This window comes from Streptococcus sp. 27098_8_75 (assembly GCF_041432475.1).
Lineage (GTDB): Bacteria > Bacillota > Bacilli > Lactobacillales > Streptococcaceae > Streptococcus > Streptococcus gordonii.
Genome location: NZ_JAPVZR010000001.1, coordinates 512,568 through 532,513 on the forward strand (window position 1 = coordinate 512,568; position 19,946 = coordinate 532,513).

At 47.1% G+C, this 19,946-nt stretch carries 19 protein-coding genes; 1 reads left to right on the forward strand and 18 read right to left on the reverse strand.

Features of this window, described 5'->3' with window-relative positions; translation table 11 throughout:
- Positions 1 to 4: 4 nt before the first annotated feature.
- The 4 genes from O3640_RS02395 to polA form a co-directional block, all read right to left on the reverse strand.
- Entirely contained in the window at positions 5 to 613 is a 609-nt protein-coding gene (locus O3640_RS02395) for a DUF6287 domain-containing protein (protein WP_061599862.1), read from the reverse strand.
- A gap of 162 nt (positions 614 to 775) precedes the next feature.
- On the reverse strand, positions 776 to 1,273 hold the full coding sequence (locus O3640_RS02400; RefSeq protein WP_061583164.1) for a kinase: 498 nt from the start codon (positions 1,271 to 1,273) through the stop codon (positions 776 to 778).
- A 1-nt stretch (position 1,274) separates the two neighbouring features.
- Positions 1,275 to 1,712: a CoA-binding protein gene (locus O3640_RS02405; RefSeq protein WP_125396782.1), complete on the reverse strand. Its 438-nt coding sequence runs from the start codon at positions 1,710 to 1,712 to the stop codon at positions 1,275 to 1,277.
- 164 nt (positions 1,713 to 1,876) lie between these two features.
- On the reverse strand, positions 1,877 to 4,519 hold the full coding sequence (gene polA / locus O3640_RS02410) for a DNA polymerase I (protein ID WP_195321758.1): 2,643 nt from the start codon (positions 4,517 to 4,519) through the stop codon (positions 1,877 to 1,879).
- A 110-nt stretch (positions 4,520 to 4,629) separates the two neighbouring features.
- On the opposite strand from polA, the gene O3640_RS02415 reads away from it, so the two are divergent.
- A complete protein-coding gene (locus O3640_RS02415; protein ID WP_125396780.1) occupies positions 4,630 to 5,106 on the forward strand; it encodes a YcxB family protein in 477 nt (158 codons plus the stop codon).
- A gap of 47 nt (positions 5,107 to 5,153) precedes the next feature.
- On the opposite strand, the gene O3640_RS02420 is transcribed toward O3640_RS02415, so the two are convergent.
- The 14 genes from O3640_RS02420 to O3640_RS02485 form a co-directional block, all read right to left on the reverse strand.
- The gene (locus O3640_RS02420; protein WP_125396779.1) at positions 5,154 to 5,768 is read right to left on the reverse strand and encodes an HAD-IA family hydrolase; all 615 of its coding nucleotides are present in this window, start codon (positions 5,766 to 5,768) and stop codon (positions 5,154 to 5,156) included.
- On the reverse strand, positions 5,765 to 7,042 hold the full coding sequence (locus O3640_RS02425) for an MATE family efflux transporter (RefSeq protein WP_371586580.1): 1,278 nt from the start codon (positions 7,040 to 7,042) through the stop codon (positions 5,765 to 5,767). The genes O3640_RS02420 and O3640_RS02425 overlap by 4 nt, the downstream gene beginning before the upstream one ends.
- A gap of 106 nt (positions 7,043 to 7,148) precedes the next feature.
- Positions 7,149 to 8,633 carry a threonine synthase gene (gene thrC, locus O3640_RS02430; protein WP_371586581.1) on the reverse strand — a complete coding sequence of 495 codons (1,485 nt, stop codon included), beginning with the start codon at positions 8,631 to 8,633 and terminating at the stop codon, positions 7,149 to 7,151.
- A gap of 116 nt (positions 8,634 to 8,749) precedes the next feature.
- Positions 8,750 to 9,886 carry a LysM domain-containing protein gene (locus O3640_RS02435; protein WP_125396776.1) on the reverse strand — a complete coding sequence of 379 codons (1,137 nt, stop codon included), beginning with the start codon at positions 9,884 to 9,886 and terminating at the stop codon, positions 8,750 to 8,752.
- A gap of 492 nt (positions 9,887 to 10,378) precedes the next feature.
- On the reverse strand, positions 10,379 to 11,002 hold the full coding sequence (locus O3640_RS02440; RefSeq protein WP_004192619.1) for a V-type ATP synthase subunit D: 624 nt from the start codon (positions 11,000 to 11,002) through the stop codon (positions 10,379 to 10,381).
- On the reverse strand, positions 10,999 to 12,393 hold the full coding sequence (locus O3640_RS02445) for a V-type ATP synthase subunit B (RefSeq protein ID WP_002902006.1): 1,395 nt from the start codon (positions 12,391 to 12,393) through the stop codon (positions 10,999 to 11,001). The genes O3640_RS02440 and O3640_RS02445 overlap by 4 nt, the downstream gene beginning before the upstream one ends.
- A complete protein-coding gene (locus O3640_RS02450) occupies positions 12,380 to 14,170 on the reverse strand; it encodes a V-type ATP synthase subunit A (protein ID WP_125396775.1) in 1,791 nt (596 codons plus the stop codon). The genes O3640_RS02445 and O3640_RS02450 overlap by 14 nt, the downstream gene beginning before the upstream one ends.
- 111 nt (positions 14,171 to 14,281) lie before the next feature.
- On the reverse strand, positions 14,282 to 14,977 hold the full coding sequence (locus O3640_RS02455) for a GNAT family N-acetyltransferase (RefSeq protein WP_061604000.1): 696 nt from the start codon (positions 14,975 to 14,977) through the stop codon (positions 14,282 to 14,284).
- A 7-nt stretch (positions 14,978 to 14,984) separates the two neighbouring features.
- Entirely contained in the window at positions 14,985 to 15,305 is a 321-nt protein-coding gene (locus O3640_RS02460) for a V-type ATP synthase subunit F (protein ID WP_002898763.1), read from the reverse strand.
- Complete coding sequence (locus O3640_RS02465) at positions 15,292 to 16,305, reverse strand: V-type ATPase subunit (protein ID WP_060553229.1); 1,014 nt, start codon at positions 16,303 to 16,305, stop codon at positions 15,292 to 15,294. The genes O3640_RS02460 and O3640_RS02465 overlap by 14 nt, the downstream gene beginning before the upstream one ends.
- A 10-nt stretch (positions 16,306 to 16,315) precedes the next feature.
- Positions 16,316 to 16,906, reverse strand: coding sequence for a hypothetical protein (locus O3640_RS02470; protein ID WP_060553230.1), 591 nt, complete (start codon positions 16,904 to 16,906; stop codon positions 16,316 to 16,318).
- A gap of 10 nt (positions 16,907 to 16,916) precedes the next feature.
- Positions 16,917 to 17,396: a V-type ATP synthase subunit K gene (locus O3640_RS02475; protein WP_002898768.1), complete on the reverse strand. Its 480-nt coding sequence runs from the start codon at positions 17,394 to 17,396 to the stop codon at positions 16,917 to 16,919.
- Positions 17,397 to 17,528: 132 nt separating this feature from the next.
- The gene (locus tag O3640_RS02480; RefSeq protein WP_371586586.1) at positions 17,529 to 19,484 is read right to left on the reverse strand and encodes a V-type ATP synthase subunit I; all 1,956 of its coding nucleotides are present in this window, start codon (positions 19,482 to 19,484) and stop codon (positions 17,529 to 17,531) included.
- Entirely contained in the window at positions 19,474 to 19,797 is a 324-nt protein-coding gene (locus O3640_RS02485) for a hypothetical protein (protein ID WP_061604001.1), read from the reverse strand. The genes O3640_RS02480 and O3640_RS02485 overlap by 11 nt, the downstream gene beginning before the upstream one ends.
- Positions 19,798 to 19,946 lie beyond the last annotated feature (149 nt).

A 19,946-nucleotide genomic window follows, 5' to 3' on the forward strand; every position in this document is an offset into this window, starting at 1 on the left:
TTTACTAATTTGCCACTCGGTAGTATGGATGAAGTGCTACGTCAGAACTTTGACCAATAATTAAACGATCCTGATTTTCGTCTACTTGATGTACAGCCTCATCTTGACTATAGGCATCTGGCAGACGAATACCACCTGGCACTAGTAGACATAGAGCCCCACTCAAATTTTTGGCTCGGAACTCTCCAATATATAGCCCATCACGTATTTCTTTTAAAAGTATAGCCCCATCTTTGTTCGTTGTCCCATTATTGTAAATAACCAGCTTGTCTCCTTGGTCATTTTGCCAAGTTCCCGCAAGACTAGCGAAGTTTCCCTGTGCCAATTCATCAAAGTTGAAATTGGACTGTTGATTAGTGCTGTCTTTGCTCTGGTCTGCCTCAGAGGAAGGGGGAGTATCTTCTTTTTGACTAGCTTTGGAATCCTGGCTACTTGAGTTGGCCGTAGCCTTTTCCTTTGTGGATGATGTTGCTGATTTTTCGCTGGATTTGGTAGTCTGAGTAACCTTGCTTGAGCTTCTAGCAGTACTTTCTTGCTTATTCCCACAAGCATTGAGAATGAAGCAAGTCGTTAAAGACATAATAACTAAAAGAGTAAATTTTATAGTCTTCATCGCTAATTCTCCTTTTTGTAACAAAAGAAATATTTTGTAATTTAATTGTAATCTTTTGTAACATATATGTCAATAGTTTTTTGATTATATTTTAAATTTAATAGGAGGCTACAAAAAAAGTGACACTTAAACTGAAATGTCACTTTTAAAATTGGGTAAAGATTAAAATCCGTCTAAATCTTGACAAATTCGCTGAAAAGCTGTCTCAAGCGAATCCTCATCTGTGAAAAAGACTTCCTCTTCCCAGCCTAAGAAATCCCGTTCTTTCCACCAGCGCTTCATGTCGGCTGGGGTAAATTCTTCTTGTTTCGCTCTGGTCTGATGACGGCGGACCGTTTCTTCAAAAGTCAAATCATAGTAATACGCTAGAGTCTGAGAACCAAATAAATTCCGCAGTAGCTCTAGCATCTGTCCGTATATGTCTGTCTCATAAAACCCTTCTACCAGAACCAGCAGATCATGTTCATAACCGAAGCGAGCCAGCGTTTCCGTCAGGTCAATAGACAAATTTCCCGGCTCAACCTTTTCCTTGAGCATGTCCCGTCTAACCGTATCCTGCGATATTAAGAGAGTTCCTCGACCGTAGTGAGCATGCAGTTTTCTGGCCAGGCTAGACTTGCCAGAGCCCGAATTGCCACGAATGATAACTAACTTGGCCATCTTATTCGCCCAGAATCAAGCGGGTATGCTCGCGTTTAATACAGCGGTCCATGACAATATCGTCTCGACCAGCTGCCCGCAAAATCTGCTCGGCTTCCTCACTCTCCAAGCCCAACTGAGCCCAGAAAACCTTGGCATCAGCCTGCAGAAAATCATGCGCCACATCCGGCAAAAATTCACTGCGGCGGTATACATCGACAATATCCACTGGGAATGGAATGTCTTTGAGACTGGCATAAACAGTCTCACCAAAAATCTGACGGCCCGCTACCCGCGGATTGACAGGGATAATGCGATAGCCCCGTTCTTGCATCTCTTTGGACACACGGTTGCTGGTTGTTTCTTCGCGGTCAGACAGTCCGACAACAGCAATCACTTTGCTGTTTTTCAAATAATGCTTGACGATTGCATCGCTGGGATTTTGAAAATGATAAGTCATAGATTTCCTCCTCATTCATAATAAAGCTGGATAATTTTGCAGTGTTTGCGTCTTAACTGAGTCTGAGCTAAAACCTCGGAAAATAGATAATCCGTTCTAGGAGCATCGCTTCTCCGTCCGAATTGCTAATTTTCAGTCGGTTTTGACTCTCTTTGTATCTTGTCTTACTTCGCCTCGTACCAAGTCTGGCCGGCATTTTCATCAGCTACCAGTGGAACGGCTAGCTCAATCGCAGCTTCCATAGTTTCTTTGACTAGCTGGCAAACGGCTGTTAGCTCGTCATTTGGCACTTCCAGCACGATTTCATCGTGCACCTGCAAGAGCATGCGAGACTTGAAATTTTTCTCTGTCAGAGCTCGATCCAGATTAATCATAGCGACTTTGAGAATGTCTGCGGCCGATCCTTGGATCGGGCTGTTAATGGCTGTGCGCTCCGCAAAATTTCGGATGTTAAAGTTGCGGGAATTGATGTCCGGCAAGGAGCGGCGGCGATGGTAAATGGTCTCTACATAGCCCTTATCACGCGCTTCACGGACGATGGTTTCCATATAATTTTTGATTCCTGGGAAACGCTCAAAATAAGTCTGAATATAATCTTTGGCAGCCTTGCGAGAAATGCCCAGATTATTGGCCAGACCGAAGTCGGAAATGCCATAGACCACTCCGAAGTTGACAGCCTTGGCATTACGACGGTCATTAGGTGTCACATCCTCTGCCTTTTCAATACCAAAGACCCGCATGGCGGTAGCCGTATGAATATCTTCTCCATGCTGAAAGGCAGCAATCAAATGCTCGTCCTGCGAAATGTGAGCCAGCACCCTCAGCTCAATCTGGGAATAATCCGAGCTGAGAAGCACACTGTCTGCCCACTCCGGTACAAAGGCCTTGCGAATGAGGCGCCCCTGCTCCAAACGAACGGGGATATTCTGCAGGTTCGGGTCAACCGAGGACAGGCGACCCGTCTGGGTCAAATCCTGAACATAGCGAGTGTGAATCTTGCCGTCAGCCGCAATCGCCTCCTGCAGTCCGATGATATAAGTGGACTGGAGCTTGCTGATTTGACGGTATTCCAGAATCTTAGATACAATCGGTGCAATCGGTGCTAAACGCTCCAGCACATCCACCGCTGTCGAGTAGCCCGTCTTGGTCTTTTTGGTGTACTCCAGCGGCAACCCCATATCCTCAAAGAGAATGGTTCCCAGCTGTTTCGGCGAGTTAATATTAAACTCCTGACCAGCCAGATCATAAATCTCCTGCGTCAGGCTTTCCAGCGTCTTTTCATTTTCTGCCTGCATGCCCTGCAGGGTTTCCCGCTCAACCTTGATCCCCGCAATCTCCATCTTAGCTAAGACAAAAGCCAACGGCTGCTCCATTTCAAGCAACAAATCCAGCTGATCGTGGGAACGAAGCTGTTCTTGCATCGGCTCTTCTGTTTCCAGCAGCACCTGGATCTTACGAGCTAGATGCTCAAAGAGCTGCTCTTGCTCCGGCAAAGCGCGCTTGGCTCCCTTGCCATACACCTCGTCATCTGTCGGCAGAATTGTTTGGCCGTAAAGGCGAGCAATAGTCGCCATCTCATTATCCTCGACCGTCGAAAGCAAATACTTGGCTAGGCGCGCATCAAAGGAGGCTGCTGGTAGTTCAATGCCGTAATGACTGAGCAGTACCTTGGTCCGCTTGAGGTCGTAGGTTTTTAGAGCTGTTTTTGTCAAAAACTCCTGAAAGAGAGGTTGTTGCAGTAAATCGCTGGAGCCGACATAAATCTGACGGCTATCGCCCCAGGCAAGACCGACAATCTCTTCCTTGTGGTAGTTGTCACCCAAGATTTCAAAATAGAAAAATTGCTCCGGTGCCAACATATCTGCTGTCACCTCAGTCACTTTGGTAAATTCAATTGGTTTGACTTCTACTGGCTCCTGAGTAGTCCCTAGCTGAGCTTTGAGCTGCTTGAAGCCCATCTCGTCGTAGAACTTGCTCAGAGCCTCTACCTGCGGACCCTTATAAACCAAATCATCTAGCCCGATTTCAATCGGAGCCTGAGTATTGATGGTGGCGAGGGTTTTAGACAAGAAGGCCTTGTCCTTGTCATTGATCAGATTTTCCTTCATCTTAGAAGCCTTGAGCTGGTCAATGTTTTCATAGAGATTTTCCAAAGAACCATACTCCAAGAGAAGTTTGAGACCAGTCTTCTCACCGATCTTAGTCACACCGGGGATATTATCCGACTGATCGCCCATCAGCGCCTTAAGGTCGATGAACTGCTCTGGCGTGATGCCCATTTTTTCCATGAGATAGGCTGGGGTAAATTCCTCAAACTCGGCCACACCTTTCTTGGAAATCTCCACCACTGTATTATCATCCGTCAGCTGAATCAAGTCTTTATCGCCGCTGACAATGGTCACATCGTAAGGCACAGCTGTTTTTTCAGCCATCTTGTCCAATGTTCCGATGATGTCATCTGCCTCATATTGAGCCAAGTCATAGAAGTGAATGCCTAGGTGCTTCAGCATTTCACGGATAAAAGGTAGCTGCTCACGAAATTCATCCGGTGTCTTGGCCCGACCAGCCTTATAGTCAGCATACATCTCGGTCCGGAAGGTCGTCTTACCAGCATCAAAAGCTACTAGAACATGAGTCGGCTGCACGCGCTCCAAGAGATGATTGAGCATGAGGTGGAAGCCATAAATGGCATTGGTATGCAGGCCCGATGGACTCTTGAAACGGTCGATTTGATTATAAAGCGCAAAAAAAGCGCGAAAAGCAACGGACGAACCGTCGATTAATAATAATTTATTCTTATTTTCCATAGGTTTATTATAACACGAAAGGCGGACAAAGACAGAAAAGTCGGCGTGGAAAATAGAAAGTGATTTTAACTACTCCTCTGTGTTATAATAATAAAAACTGGAGGTAAAAGATGTTTCCAATCCGTATTACAACTCTGATGACTGAAGAAGTTTATAAAAGATTTTCTTGGGCTATTCTCGTGCGACGAAAAGGATTTGTATTATACATAATCATACTGATAATCGGACTGTTCACCTACGTAATGTTCAGTCCGTTAGAGAAAAAGATAATTTCTATCATATTGGCTCCTCCTATTTTCGCCTCTATGTACTATTTTGGCATGAATTATCAGATTAAGAAAGCTTATCAAAAAAATCCTTTATTTCAGAACATGGAAGTCACTCTGATATTTGACAGAGAGGCTTTTATCGCAAGAAATATACGTGGAGAATTTCGCTATACCTATGATGATATTGTCAAAGTCATTATGACAAAGCAAGATTTTTATATCTTGATTGGTGAGAATACTGGCTTCCCTATTGAAAAAAAGAACTGCACTCCCGAGGCTCTTGAGTTCTTGCTGGAACTTCACATTGAGCATATGTAAAAGAAAAAGCAGGCTAGACTGACAGTAGATCAGTTCTGGTCTGCTTTTTATTTTGTAAATAATTGCTTGATATCCACCAACTTCTCGATTTTCTGATTGATTTCTGGTCGGTAGTCACAGAAGTTAATGCACTGGATGCCACTGTTAACGGCGACATCCACATCCAGCGTCCGGTCGCCGATATAGTAGGTTTCCTGTTTATTCAGGCCATATTTCTCAAGCAGATAGTCGACACCTTCTGGGTGGGGCTTGCGCTCAAAGCCGTTGGCTGCTGTGATGATTTCTGTAAAATAGTCATGAATACCCAAGTCTTGCAAGATTTGATGGGCATTGAGTCCCTTGTGGGTATAGACAAACTGGGCAACGCCCTGCTCTTCAGCCCAAGCCAGTATCTCCGCTGCTCCTTCCATCAGATGGACTTGAGCATTTTTCTCCTTTAGGCTTGCTCCTCGGAAGGCATTCATATCGGCAGCGTCCAGACCTTTCTCAGACGCTACTTTTTCCAAGAGCTTCTGGACAGAGTGCTTTAGGATATAGCTGTGGATACCTTCTCTGTCAAAGTCCAGACCATAGTGAGCATAGGTTTCCTCAATCCCTGCCAAAATAGCATCATAGGAGTCCAGCAAGGTGCCGTCCAAATCCCAAATAAACGCTTTTGTCATGTGATTTCCCTCATTTTTCTGTCAAATAAAACCTTTAAAAATAGCCAGCGGAAGCCATTGTCCAAGAGTGTCCCAGCCCAGACCCCCGGAAGGCTCAAGCCAAATGTCACACCCAGCAAGTAACCTGTAATGATGCGAATCAGCCACATACCAATAGTCGTGGCATAAAAGGGCAGTCTAGCATTGCCTAGCCCCTGCCAGACAGCTGTGTAAATCACGGTTCCCACTGCCATGGGAGTTCCCAATAGAGAGAAGAGGATAACTAAAAGACTAGCTGTGATCGCTCCGCTATTGTCCGTATAAAGCAAGGTCAGTGGCCGACCAAAAGCAAAAATCCCTAGAGCCACGGGTAGCATACAAGCAAAAGATAGCCAGAAGGTCCGCTTGCGAATCAGACCGACCGCTCGCATATCTCCCTCACCAACCGCATGGGCTACCAACATGACTGTTGCTGTTGAGACCCCAAAGATTGGCATATAGTTAAACTGAGTCAGAACTTCACCGATAGCATTCCCAGCTACAGCTTCCGTACCAAAGGCAACCACAATGGCGATAATCACTACATCACCCGCCCGCATCATAAGCCGCTCTCCAGCAGCTGGCAGAGACAGGCGCAAGAGCTCTCCATCTAAGCCCCAGCTCCAGCGAATCTTGAAAAAATCCAACTCTCGCCAAAGAATGACTACACCGACCAATCGAGCCAGCACGGTTCCCAGTGCTACACCGACAATACCAAGCTGAAAGACGTAGATCCCTAGACCGGACAAGAGAGCATTGAGTACATTTGTCAGAAGACTGACATACATGGGAAATCTAGGATTGCGCGTGACCCGTACCAGAGCTCCAAAGCTAGTCATCAAGCCCAGTAGGACAATAGTCCCACCAACCAGAGCCAGATAAAGACCCCCAGCTTCAGCCACTGCCTTTTCTGTCCCCAGAAGATCCAGCATCTGCCTGCCAAAGAGTAGAGAAATCAGCCCCAACAGAAGGCTCAAAAGCAAGGTCAGCTTGATAGCCTCGGTTGTATGATAAGCTAGATTTTCCTTGTCTCCCTGAGCCAGAGTCTTGGAAATGAGACTAGAAATGGCAGCCCCCAGCGCGATAAAAATCGCCTGATAAATAGTAATGATGTTGCCAGCCACCGAGACACCAGATATCGCAATCAGTCCAAGGCTAGCTACCAGATAGTTGTCTACCATCCCCATGAGCATTTGCAAAAAGTTCTCCGCCATTGCTGGCAGGGCGATATTCATGATTTTTTTATAAGTCGTCATAAAGAAAATTCTTCCTTTTAAGCATAAGCTACTTCACCTTTCCATAGGGCATCTCAAGAAAAAATCAGCCAGATATCTAGCTGATTTTAGGCTTTCTAAGCAAACTTTATAATCCTAAGTAATCCTCAACCGCTGCCTGCATTTGGTCTGCAGCAACCGTCGTTTTGTGGCGAACCGGTGCTGTTTCTAAGCCATCCACAGCTGGTGGAAGTGCTACGCCAGAAAGTTCGTGCAGTTGGTCCAAAGCCTCGAAGTCACTAAGTCCTGTTTGGCCAGTCACAGCCTCAACAGCCACAACTGGGAACTTGTAAGGACTAGCGGTAGACGCGATAACAGTCTTGCGCTGATCACCTGTCTCTGCCAAGTATTTTTGATAGACAGCAGACGCAACGGCAGTATGAGGGTCTTCGATGTAGTCAGATGCTTGATAGACCCGCTTGATTTCAGCAGCTGTTTCTTGCTCTGTCGCATAATCAGCCGCAAAGAGCTCTAAAATCTCAGCGTCAAAGTCTGTCAGTTCATACTGTCCATGCTCATTCAGAGCCTCCATTAGGGCAGCTGTTTTCTCAGCGCTATTACCAGACAGATGGAAAATCAAGCGCTCCAAGTTAGAGGAAACCAGAATATCCATGGACGGACTAGACGTCACCTTAAAGCTCCGCTTCTTGTCATAAACCTGAGTCTTGAAGAAGTCTGTCAGGACATTGTTTTCATTCGATGCGCAGATCAGCTTGCCAACTGGCAGACCGATTTGCTTGGCATAGTAGGCCGCCAAGATATTACCAAAGTTCCCTGTCGGAACTGTAAAGTTGACCTTGTCTCCTACTGTAATTTCTCCCGTCTTCACTAGCTGAGCATAAGCATAGACATAGTAGACAATCTGTGGCACCAAACGGCCGATATTCATAGAGTTAGCTGATGAAAACTGGAGTTTGTGCTCCAAGAGACGAGCTCGTAGGTCTGTGTCATTGAACATATGCTTGACATTGGTCTGGGCATCGTCAAAGTTACCGTCAATGGCCACCACATGCGTATTGGCACCTGTCTGGGTCGTCATTTGCAACTCTTGGACCTTGCTGACACCATCTTTCGGATAAAAGACAATGATCTCAGTCCCAGGAACGTCCGCAAAGCCTGCCATAGCCGCCTTGCCTGTGTCGCCAGAAGTCGCCGTCAAAATGACAATTTTGTTTTCCAAGCCGTGCTTTTTAGCTGCGGTTGTCATCAGGTGAGGCAGGATAGACAAAGCCATGTCCTTGAAGGCAATGGTCGCTCCATGGAAAAGCTCTAGATTATACTGACCATCCAGCTTGACCAAGGGAGCAATCGCCGCGTCATCAAACTTGCTGTCGTAGGCATGGTTGATACAGTGGTCCAGCTCCGCTTCAGAAAAATCATCTAAAAAAGCAGATAAAATCAACTTGGCTACTTCCTGATAAGAAGCGTCTTTGAGCTTGGCAAAGTCCAAATCGACCTGCGGATAAGTAATAGGTGTAAAAAGGCCTCCGTCTGTTGCCAAACCTTGCAGAATCGCCTGGCTAGCTGTTACTCTATTCTTTTCGTCACGTGTTGATTGATAAACTAAAGTCATTCTTTCTTTTCCTTTATCTGTAATTCGTTTTATTATACCAAAATTTATCAGAAAATTCTCGCTTTTTCACAAAGAATATAAGAAAAAGCCCATTTCTGGGCTTTTAATTGTCTTATTTATTCATTCATAGATACGTGCACGTGGTCGTAATGGTTTTCAGTCACACTACCACGGTCTGGCATTTGGTTCCAAGTATTGGCTGGACCGTAAATGCTATCAAATGGTGCATAGAATTTCTGTTGCCAGATAACATAAGAGATGCCTCTTCCGGTCATGTTAGAAGTAACATCAGCTGCAACCTGATTTCCTAACTCAGTATTGTTGCCAACGATAAAGTCAGCGGCCAAGCCCTTACCATGATCTCCGCTATCACCTGGGCGATAGAGGCTGAATTCTGTAATTCCATATTTAGCTGCGATTTCTTCTTTCAAAGCAGCAGTTTGCGGTCTCAAACCTTCATTAGCAGCGTTATTGCTTGTTTGAGTTGCTACAGCTGGAGCAGTGTAGGTTGGAGATTCAATATTAGTAACATCTTGGTTAACCTGCTCTTGGTCCAATTGAGGGGCCACTTGCGTTACAGCTTCTGCTTGAGTTGCCTCAGGCTGAGCTGGGGTTGCCGGTGTAGCTGGTTCAGTGATAGGCTCAGCAGACTGTGGTTCACTCACTTCCGCAGCAGGTGCCACTTGACTTGAAGCCGCTTCTGGAGCTGATTGAGCTTCTGCAGGAACTGCTGGAGCCTCAGATGACACTTGTTCTTCCACAGGGGCTGGAGCCACTGGAGATTCAGTCACTGGGGCTGCTGGAGCTTCAGCATTTGCTTCAGTTGAAGGAGCCGTAGTTTCTGACGTAGCTACCTCAGGCTGAACTGGAGTTGCTGGAGCTGGCTCAGAAACCGGTCCTGTTACAGCTCTTGTTGCTTGTGGACTTGTAATTTCTACACCAGTTATTTCGTTTTTATCATTTGTCGTAATATTTAAAACTGTATTTGGATAGATTAGATCGATATTAGCAATCGCGTTAATATGAGCCAAAACATTTACATCCAAGTCAAATGCTTCCGCAATTGTTCCAAGAGTATCGCCATATTGGACTGTATAAGTCTGTTGATTTTCACTACTAGTAATGTCAGCTTTGATTTGATCAACTGTCCTAGCTGTCCAATTTTGTGATTCCTCTTCAGCATTGGCTGTTATCAATGGGAACACCGACAAAGCTACTGTTGAAGCGAATAGCATTTTTTTATTGATTTTCATATGTAAAGTACACCTTTCTTCATTCATACTACAAATCTCATCTTAACATAATTTCCCCAAGAATAAACCCTTTTTCATCCGATTTAATCGAACTGTCTGACCTTTGTAATATAGAGACGCACTTGTAACATATCCTCAATAGTTAGTAATAAATATACAAAAAATAGGACAGCTTTACTTCTTAATAAAAGGCGATTATACATTGGTATATCAAAGCATTAAAAATGATTAATAGCTTTTTATTTCAGATTTTCACATAGTCAAAGAAAGGCTAAAATAAGCCTAAAAACTCGGAAAAAAGAGAACTGGGCTTGAATTCATCGAATCCATCGTCCAGTTCCTATTTTTTTATTCAGTTTTCTTTATTTTTTTGTATCCTGCGAAACTGACCCCGACCTAAGCTCTTGGCAAAAAAGATAAAATCTCCTAGAAGCTATCGCTTCTCCGTCTATTTTCCTATTTTTGCTGTGAGCTCTTAACGGTCTTGGTATCTTACTTCACCTTCATCATTCGGACGAGGCTAGCCCGTTCGGCTTCTTCTAGCTTCATCTCGATGTAGTAGATGGTTTCTTTGAGGTCAGGGATGGTAGCATACTCTAGTCCGTTAACTCGACGGCGGGTTTTCTCGATTTCATCCGCCATGAGCTGGCAGCTTTTCTCAATCTCAGCCAATCGCAGCAGGTCAGGAAGCAGATCGCTCATACTTTCAATGGTTTCATCCATCTGGCTGTTAGACGCCACATAGCTATAAACCACGTCTCCTTCGTCATCACCATAGGGATTGTCAATATGGGCGTGCATCTTGGGCACGCGCACACTCATGATATTCTCAGTCTCCACATGTAGATTGACTTCCCGCATGGGCACAGCGAAAATCTCCTCGACCATGAGATCGCTCTCCAGCGCCTTTGCCATGACAAAGTCCTGCAGATGACCGACCAGAGCGGATTCGACCTTTTGGCGAAGCTGATTGTTCTCACGGACAGACTCAATGAAGCGCCGCATCAGCTCATCCCGCTTATCCTTGAGCAGTTTATGCCCACGGACAGCCGTTTTGAGACGGGCTTTTAAGTTATTCAGCTCCATCCGAGTCGGCTTGACATTGAGTCGTGTCATCTTTCTTCCTCCTTGGTCTGCGGCAGGTATTGGTCAATCATATCGTCCTTGATCCGCTTAAGCTCCGTTCTAGGCAAGATGGATAGGAGTTCCCAGCCCAGATCCAAGCTTTCCTCGATGGTTCGGTTGGTCTGGAAACCTTGATTGATGTATTCCTGCTCGAAGCGATCGGTAAAGCGCACATAGAGCTTGTCCGTTTCGGACAGGGCGGATTCCCCCAGAACGACAGCCAACTCCTTAGCCTGCTTGCCTTGCGCATAGGCAGCAAATAGCTGGTTCATAGTTGCAGCATGGTCTCCCCTGGTCTTACCCTCACCTGAACCCTTGTCCTTGAGACGAGACAGAGATGGCAGGACATTGATGGGCGGACGATAGCCGCTGTTGTAAAGGTCGCGTGAAAGGATAATCTGACCTTCCGTAATATAACCCGTCAAGTCTGGAATCGGATGGGTAATGTCATCCTCTGGCATGGACAGGATCGGAATCTGCGTCACAGAGCCTTTCTTGCCGACCAGACGTCCAGCCCGCTCATAGAGGGTGGACAGGTTAGTATAGAGGTAACCCGGATACCCACGACGGCCCGGCACTTCACGACGAGCTGCGGAAACTTCCCGCAGGGCTTCACAGTAGTTGGTCATGTCAGTCATGATAACCAGAACGTGCATGTCCTTTTCATAAGCCAGGTACTCGGCTGCTGTCAGGGCAATCCGTGGCGTCGCAATCCGCTCGATAGCTGGGTCATTAGCCAGATTGATAAAGAGCACCGAGCGGTCAATGGCTCCTGTCTCCCGGAGGTCATTCATGAAGAATTCGGCTTCTTCAAAGGTAATCCCCATGGCCGCAAAGACCACGGCGAAGTTTTCATCAGAGTTAAGCACGGTCGCCTGACGGGCGATTTGAGCGGCCAATTCCTTGTGGGGCAGACCAGAGCCAGAGAATACTGGCAGTTTTTGCCCCCGAACCAAGGTATTAAGGTGGTCGATGGCTGAAATACCGGTCTGTATAAACTCATCCGGATAATCGCGAGCTACTGGATTGATGGCTTGACCGTCAATATCAAGATATTTCTCTGGCAAGATAGCTGGGCCGCCATCAATTGGCTTACCCATTCCATTGAAAATCCGACCCACCATGTCTTCTGACACCGGCAGCTCTAGCGGACGGCCGGTAAAGCGGACCTTGGCTTTTTCCAGATTGATACCGCTAGATCCCTCAAAAAGCTGGACCATAGCCTTGTCTTCCTGGACTTCCAGGACCTGGCCCTGACGCTTGCTGCCGTCATGCAGCTGGATTTCTACCAATTCATTGAAATGCACGCCAGCAACTTGGTCGACAATCATCAGAGGGCCGACAACTTCACTGACGGTGCGGTATTCTTTAATGACGCTCATTGTCTAGTCCTCCTTGGGCAAGAATCTGGTGCAGGGTTTCCTCGATAGTCTGACTGAGAGCCTGAATTTTTTCCAGCTGGTCTTCATGGATAAACTTGCTGCGGGCAATTCGATCACGCAGCTCCACTGTTCCTTCCATGATTTCCCGGAAATAAGCTCCCAGCTCCAAGGCACGATTGGCCTCCGCATCGAAGGTCAGGATATTGCTCAATAAAGCCACCTGTTTTTTGAAAGAAGTATAGGTGTCAACATCATCAAAGGCATTCTGCTGCAGGTAGTCCTCACGAATCATCTTGGCTGCATTCATGGTCAGCCGGTCCTTTTCAGACAAGGAATCCAAGCCAACCAAACGCACGATTTCCTGCAGTTCGCTTTCCTTTTGCAGGATATTCATGGCCTTGGTCACCTTTTCTGCCCAAGTTATCTTCTCATGCTGGTCGATATATGCTCCCACTTCGTCTAGGTAGAGCGAGTAAGAGCTCAGCCAGTTGATAGCTGGGAAATGCCGGCGTTGAGCCAGCTGGGCATCCAAGCCCCAGAAGACCTTGACAATCCGCAGGGTATTTTGCGTCACCGGCTCAGAAATATCTCCACCCGGAGGTGATACGGCCCCGATAGCAGTAATAGAGCCTTCACGCGCAGTCGAACCGAGTGTCTTGACCCGACCAGCCCGCTCGTAATACTCAGCAATCCGGCTACCAAGATAGGCTGGATAGCCTTCGTCACCTGGCATTTCTTCCAGACGGCCGGACATTTCCCGCAGGGCTTCTGCCCAGCGAGAAGTGGAGTCCGCCATGATGGCCACGGAGTAGCCCATATCACGGAAGTATTCTGCGATCGTAATCCCTGTGTAAATCGATGCTTCCCGAGCCGCTACCGGCATATTGGAGGTGTTGGCAATCAGCACCGTCCGCTGCATGATGGACTGGCCAGTTGATGGGTCAATCAGTTCTGGAAATTCATTGAGTACATCGGTCATCTCATTGCCACGCTCACCGCAGCCGACATAGATAACGATGTCAACATTGGCAAACTTGGCCACCTGATGCTGAACGACAGTCTTACCAGCCCCGAAAGGTCCTGGTACGGCTGCTGCTCCCCCCTTGGTTACTGGGAAGAAGGTATCAATGACCCGCTGACCTGTCACCAAAGGCTCAACTGGAATCAGCTTCTGAGCAAAAGGACGCCCGCGACGGACTGGCCATTTTTGCATGAGATTCCCTTTAAAAGTAGACCCATCCGCCTGCTCAATCTCGTAAATAGTCTCTTCAACAGTGAAACTGCCAGCTGAGATATTGGCCAAACGTCCACTGACACCGACTGGCACCATGATACGGTGCTCCACCAGATTGGTCTCCTGCACCGTTCCCAGGATATCTCCAGCTTCAACACTATCACCGACAGATAGACTTGGAACAAAATCCCACTTAGCCTCCCGGTCTAGATTTGGCAGTTGAACACCGCGGACGAGGAAGTCGCTCTCCGTGATGGTTTGGAAACGCTCCAAAGGCCGCTGAATCCCGTCAAACATCTGAGAAATCAGACCTGGTCCCAACTCAACAGACAGAGGACTTCCAGTCGTGATGACCGGCTCTCCCGGACCCAAGCCAGAAGTTTCCTCATAAACCTGAATAGAGGCTTGGTCCCGCCGCATTTCGATAATTTCACCGATCAGCCCCAAATCGCCAACCCGGCAGATATCCTGAATATTCGCTTCCTGCATCCCTGATGCCAGCACCAGAGGACCAGAAACTTTGATAATCTTTCCTTGACTCACAATCTTCCTCCATTCTTGGGAGATTTTTCTTGTTTCTCAATGAAAATCTAAGCTCAAACTAAGCAACCGTTTGAATTTCATTTTCAAAGAGTATTATTGTTTCTTTTTATTTTAAAAATCAGATAAAGCTTTTATTTGTTGGCCCTTTTCGTCGAAATTGTCTGGGCTTAGCCATTTTTCTAGACGACTCTTAACGGCCGGCCAATCCCTGTCAATCATAGACAGCCAGTCCGTGTCTCGGTTACGCCCCTTATAGACTACCGCCTGACGAAACCTGCCTTCATAGATGAAACCAAGCCGCTCAGCTGCCCGTCTTGAAGGCTGATTGAGGGCATCGCATTTCCATTCGTAGCGGCGATACTCCAGCCCTTCAAAGACATAGCGTGCTAGTAAGTACTGGGCTTCTGTAGCCAGCCTAGTGCGTTTCAGCTTGGGCGAATAGGTCACAGCTCCCACTTCGATAACGCGGTTATTTCGGTCAATCCTCATCAAGGCAAAAGTTCCAAGAACCCTACCGCTCTCCCTGTCCACAATCGCATAGTGGAAACGATCCTGTGCTACCAGCATCTGATCTAGCTTCTGTGACCATTCTACCTGACTTTGGGCAGGATTTTGAAAGAGATAGGTCCACATATCCGCAGGAGAATCCGGACCATACACTTCATACAAATCCGCTCCATGCTTGTCCTTGGACAAACGCTCGATAATAACATACTGGCCTTCAATTCGCTCCAGATTGGGTAATTCTCCCGGCTGAAAATCCGGCAGAGCATCCCCAATGGGTTGGCCTAGTTCATTCATTCGCATAAAAACCTCACAATATATCCTGTCCGACAGCCTTTTCGACATTTTCATGAATCCGCGAAAGGGCCAGTCCCGTGCTCCCCTTATGAGTAGGAATGAGCACAAGAGCTGGAATCTCCAACTGGTCATAGTAGGCCAGGGTTTCTGGAATATCCGCTGCCATATCCTCCGTCAGATAGATAATGCCGAAATCTTCACGGGCTAGCCGACGCAAAGTATTAATCGTCTCCTGAGCTTCCTTCACTGGAAAGGTCTGAAAACCAATCAGCTTAAATGGGAGAATGGTGTCGCGATTCCCCACGACAGCAATCTTGTAGCTAGTCTTGTCCATAAATCGGTCGCATCCTTTCTCTGATAAGCTCTACCGGCAGCTGATTGTCCATACCGGTCAAAATCAGCCGCAGATTCTTGACTTCCAGCTCCTTGCCTAGCAAATAGCGAGCGAGAGGAAGCGGTCCATCTGTCTCAAACTGACCAGCCGCCAGCAACTTAGCCTGCAAGAGGTCCGCTAGATATTCTAACTCTACTGTCGTCAAGGTCTGGTTCCGCATTTTTTCCTCATAGGAGCGCAGATCAAGATCGTAAGCACAGGGATTGACCTGACTAAACCAGGTCAAGAAATCCCCCTGCTCTGCCATGGCAATCCAGTTGGCAGCAGAAAGGCTTCCTTCATCAGACAGGAGTTGCCTCATAAAGCTGCGCGGTTTCTCCAAGCCAACAGCCCGCTTGACAGTGATGGCATTGTAAAAATCAATAGTCAGATTCACCAGCTGCAACAGACGGTCATCTTCCAATTCCTGTGTCAGGCGCTTGAGATGCTGGAAATAAGCCATGTCCATGCCAATCTCCAGCACGCGCACATCCTGATAATCCTGGTATTCCTGCCAGGTCGCAAGCACCTCGTCTAGCATGAAATCTGGACAATACTCAGCCGAAAAGGCCATAACTAGGTGCTCTAAAACCTCCAGCGAATAGGTCCCCACCGGCATCAGCAAATGCTCCAGGGACTGACCTGTCGCCCGACCCTTGAGAAAAACCTTGAGATTGTGGTAGGTATAGCGGAGCGTGAAAATCTCCACTAGCTCCTTACTTGGACTGATCTCAAGCGCCCAATTATAAACGGAATACAAATGCTTCATCAGTACTTGCTCAATGGAATTGAGATCCTTGATAGCTTCAGCATCCATGGCATAGACCGTTCCCTGCAGAAGAGCCGAACGGCTGGCAGCATCGTCAGTCTGTAGCAACTGATCATATTGCTGGGGCGTCAAAAAGGAAGCCTCCTGCACGCTAATGGCTGTATTGACTTGAGAGAAGCTTGTTTCACTCATGGTCCGCCTCCTATTCTGCCTGGTCTTTGAAAATATCCTGAGCCAATCGGTAGCTTTCCTCCTGCCAGACAGAGTTCAGCAAGTCGCGATAGAGATAACTATCATCCACCCGTCCTTGGCTCAGCACAAAGCCTGCTTGATCGGCTATAAACTGGTCTGAAAAATGCACTTGCGGAAAGACCTTTTTCAAGTCTTCTAACTTGATGGAGTTAAATTTCTCAGCTGATAGAGCACCGAAAGTCAGTGTCAATTCTTCCTCTGGGTATTTAGCCAGGACACTCTTCAGAAAATGCTCCTCTTCAGCTGGTGACCAAGCCGCCATCTGAGCATAGGCCTCCTCAAAAAGCTCTCTGAGAACCCGCTGCTTGATGACCAGAGTAGACTGGCGCTTTTGATTTTCCAACTGCTGAATTTCACGCTGACTGCACCGGCTGATTTCTTTCAGCTGCTGCTCCCGCTGTCCAAGCTTTTGCCGAACCAGCTGGGCCTCACGTTCCTTGGCTTCCTGTTCTATTTTCTCAGTAGCCTCGGCCAAAAGCAGACGCCCCTTTTCGTGAGCCTGCTCCAAGACAGAAGCTTTGAGATCTGATATGTCAGACATAAAAGCCTCCTTACTTCACATTCAGAACCATGATGAAGGAAACAACGAAGGCCAAGATGGCGTAGGTTTCTACCATGGCTGCTAAGATAACCCCTTTCATGACCTCTTCTGGTCGCTTGGCCAAAATCTGAATACCAGCTGTCGCCACTCGTCCTTGATGCTTGGCTGAAAAGTAACCAACAATCGCAACTGGCAAAGCAGCTAGGAAATAAGCCACACCTGATTGCAGAGCCAATTCTGGCTTGATATTAAAGAAGACGGTAATCCCGATAACAAAGCCGTAGAGACCTTGGGTACCTGGCAAAAGCTGAAGAATTAGAGCTTGAGCGAATTTTTCTGGTTGTTCTTTCAAGAGGGCTGCCGCTGCCTGACCTGTGCTTCCAACACCCAGAGCTGAGCCCATTCCGCTGAGAAAGACCGCCAAAGCTACTCCCAGACCTGCAAAAAAGGCGCCACCGTAAGTTCCAAAATATGATGCTAAATGTTCCATGATTTACTCCTATGAAAATGCTGTAACCGTCGTAAAATCAACAGCTAGTTGAATGAATAATGCTTGTTTTGATGTTGTAGAAAGTGTATTTCAAAAGATGAGTTTCTCATCTTTTATCATAGTTTCTAATCTTTATTTCTTGCTTTGCTGAACGTATTTCTCACTAGGCTTGAGCGGAGTGAAAGGCTTGCCGCCACCGTCGTAGAATTTCCCGAAGAATTCCACGAAAATCAAACGTGCCCCGTGCACATAACCGGACAGAAAAGATAGAAACATATTGACCAAATGCATGGCAATAAAGAGCAGAATACCAATGCTAAAGCGAGCGACAGGTGGAAAGAGACTGACAATCAAGTTAAAAGCCGAGCCAATGCTGGCCCCAGAAAGTCCCAGAGCCATCAGCCGCGTAAAGCTGACCAGGTCTCCTACATAGCCACTGACATTGTAGAGATTAAAGAGACCTGACCCCAATCCTGCCAAGCTTTTAGCACTGACAATAGACACTGCCAGTATACCCAGAGCATTGATGATGGCCAACCACTGACCAATCGTTGCTGCAAAGGCCAAGGATGGGAAGAAATTTCCCAGGGCCAAGAGTAGCAGCCCCAGCAAAATCAGCACCCAAGCAAAGCCTGCATTATAAGCTTCTGCATAATCCTTGAGGCGGATATTTTTCAGACCGCTGAGGAAGAGGCCCGCCAGCACCGTAACAAAACCAAAGACAACCGAAATAACCAGAATCGTCATGGCGTCGGAGCTGGTGCTAATCAGAGCGAAGGGCAGTTCAAAGCCAAAGAAAGAACCATAAACCAGTCCCCAAATGATGACTGCCACACCCAGCAGGCGGAAGAATCGTAGATTCTTAGCCAGTCCCGGCTTAACATGCAAGAAGTGCAGCGCCAGACTGGTGCCTACAAAGAGTAAAAGGCCGTAGCCGATGTCAGCGACCATCATGCCAAAGAATACAAAGTAAAAGAGCGAAACGACAGGGGTTGGATCCTTGTCACCATACTTAGGCAGGGAATACATCTCCGTCACTAGCTCGAAGGGCTCCACCAATGCATTGTTTTTAAGCTTTGTCGGAACCTTATCTTCCTCGTCCTCTCGAATCTCTCTGACCTGAATGAGAATGCTCTGGCCAAACTGCTCTGTCAAGCAAGCCTCAAGAGCTTGCACTTGATTGCTTTCAATCCAGCCTTCCAAGGCTGCCAGGTTTTGCGTACTGGCTAACTGGTTCTTACTTTCTTGGCGAGAGGAGAGATTGCAGAGATAGTCCAGCTGAACCTTGAGCTGGTCCAACTCATTCTTGGAAGCTGCCAGACTCTTGGTCATAGCATCTGCCACTGCCTTCTGCTGTCGAATATTGGCTTTTAGCTGGGCTATTCGCTCAGCAGGCAGTTCCACGTGATCGTACTCAAAAGGCTTAAAGCCATACTCTTTCAATACTTTGCGAACTTCTTCCAGAGAGCCTGCCTTGTAAAAAATAAGAACCCCATGCTCCGTATCATCGGTAAAGACTTCCTGAAACTTCAGGTCAGGATGTGCTCCCAGAGTCAGACGTAGAGCGTCGTCATCGGTATTGGGAATCGTCCCAATCAAAGCTCCCAAATGGCTGAAAGTCGCTGCTGCTTGCGGTGTTAGTTCCAGTGGCTCCCATTTCTCCAGCACAGCCACTTCCAAGCGGTCAGCTTCTATCTGATCTTTGGCCTCTTGCAAGACCTTGAGTTGCTTACTGATTCCTTCCAGCAACGCCCCCTCATCGCGAGACTTCCCTGCCTGCTCCAAAGCAGCAAAGGACAGCTCCAAAGGCTCTTCTTTTAAGGCTTCCAGCAGTTTCTTTTTGGGCATAAAAGGCCCCAGCTCTGCAATTAGCCTCTCCAGTTTTTCCTGACGACTGAGCAAATCCTGCCGAGATAGCTCTTGATCCGGCCGACCGACTAAAGCCTGCTCAAAGGCTGCCTGCCAATCCTCTTCCTGCCGCAAATCATGAATCTGAACCGACTCTAAACCCTGTAGGTAAAAGAGAAGCTGGTCTAGCAGTTCCTTGGGCAGGAGCAGAGACAGTTGCCACATTTGACTAATGGCCATAGGCTTCTACCACCTTCTCTACAATGGCTCGCGCCAAGTCTGCTTTTTTATCCGTCAGCGCAGCCGCAACCTTGTCCTCATTTTGCTGGGTTGTCTGCTCCAAGTCTTGCTGCAGGAGCACCAACTTTTGCTGGGAACTCGCTGTTAATTCCTCTGCCAGCTTCTGCGTTTCATCGTCATAGGTTAGACCCAGTCGTCTGAGATTTTCATCTACCTGCTGCCGCAGCTCCTGAGCCTGCATCCTGTAGCCCATCAAAACTTCTTCTGCAGCAGTTTCAATTTCCTGCATCTTCTCTAAGGTCGTATTTGTCATATCCCCACTATCTCCTTTGGGTTGCATGTTCTTTCATGTGTAAATTATAACACATTTATGCTTTATCCGTCATAAGCTACAAGTAGTTGCTTATGTTCAATTACTATACAGACTTATATTCTGGCATATAGAAATATCTTTCTCAGATT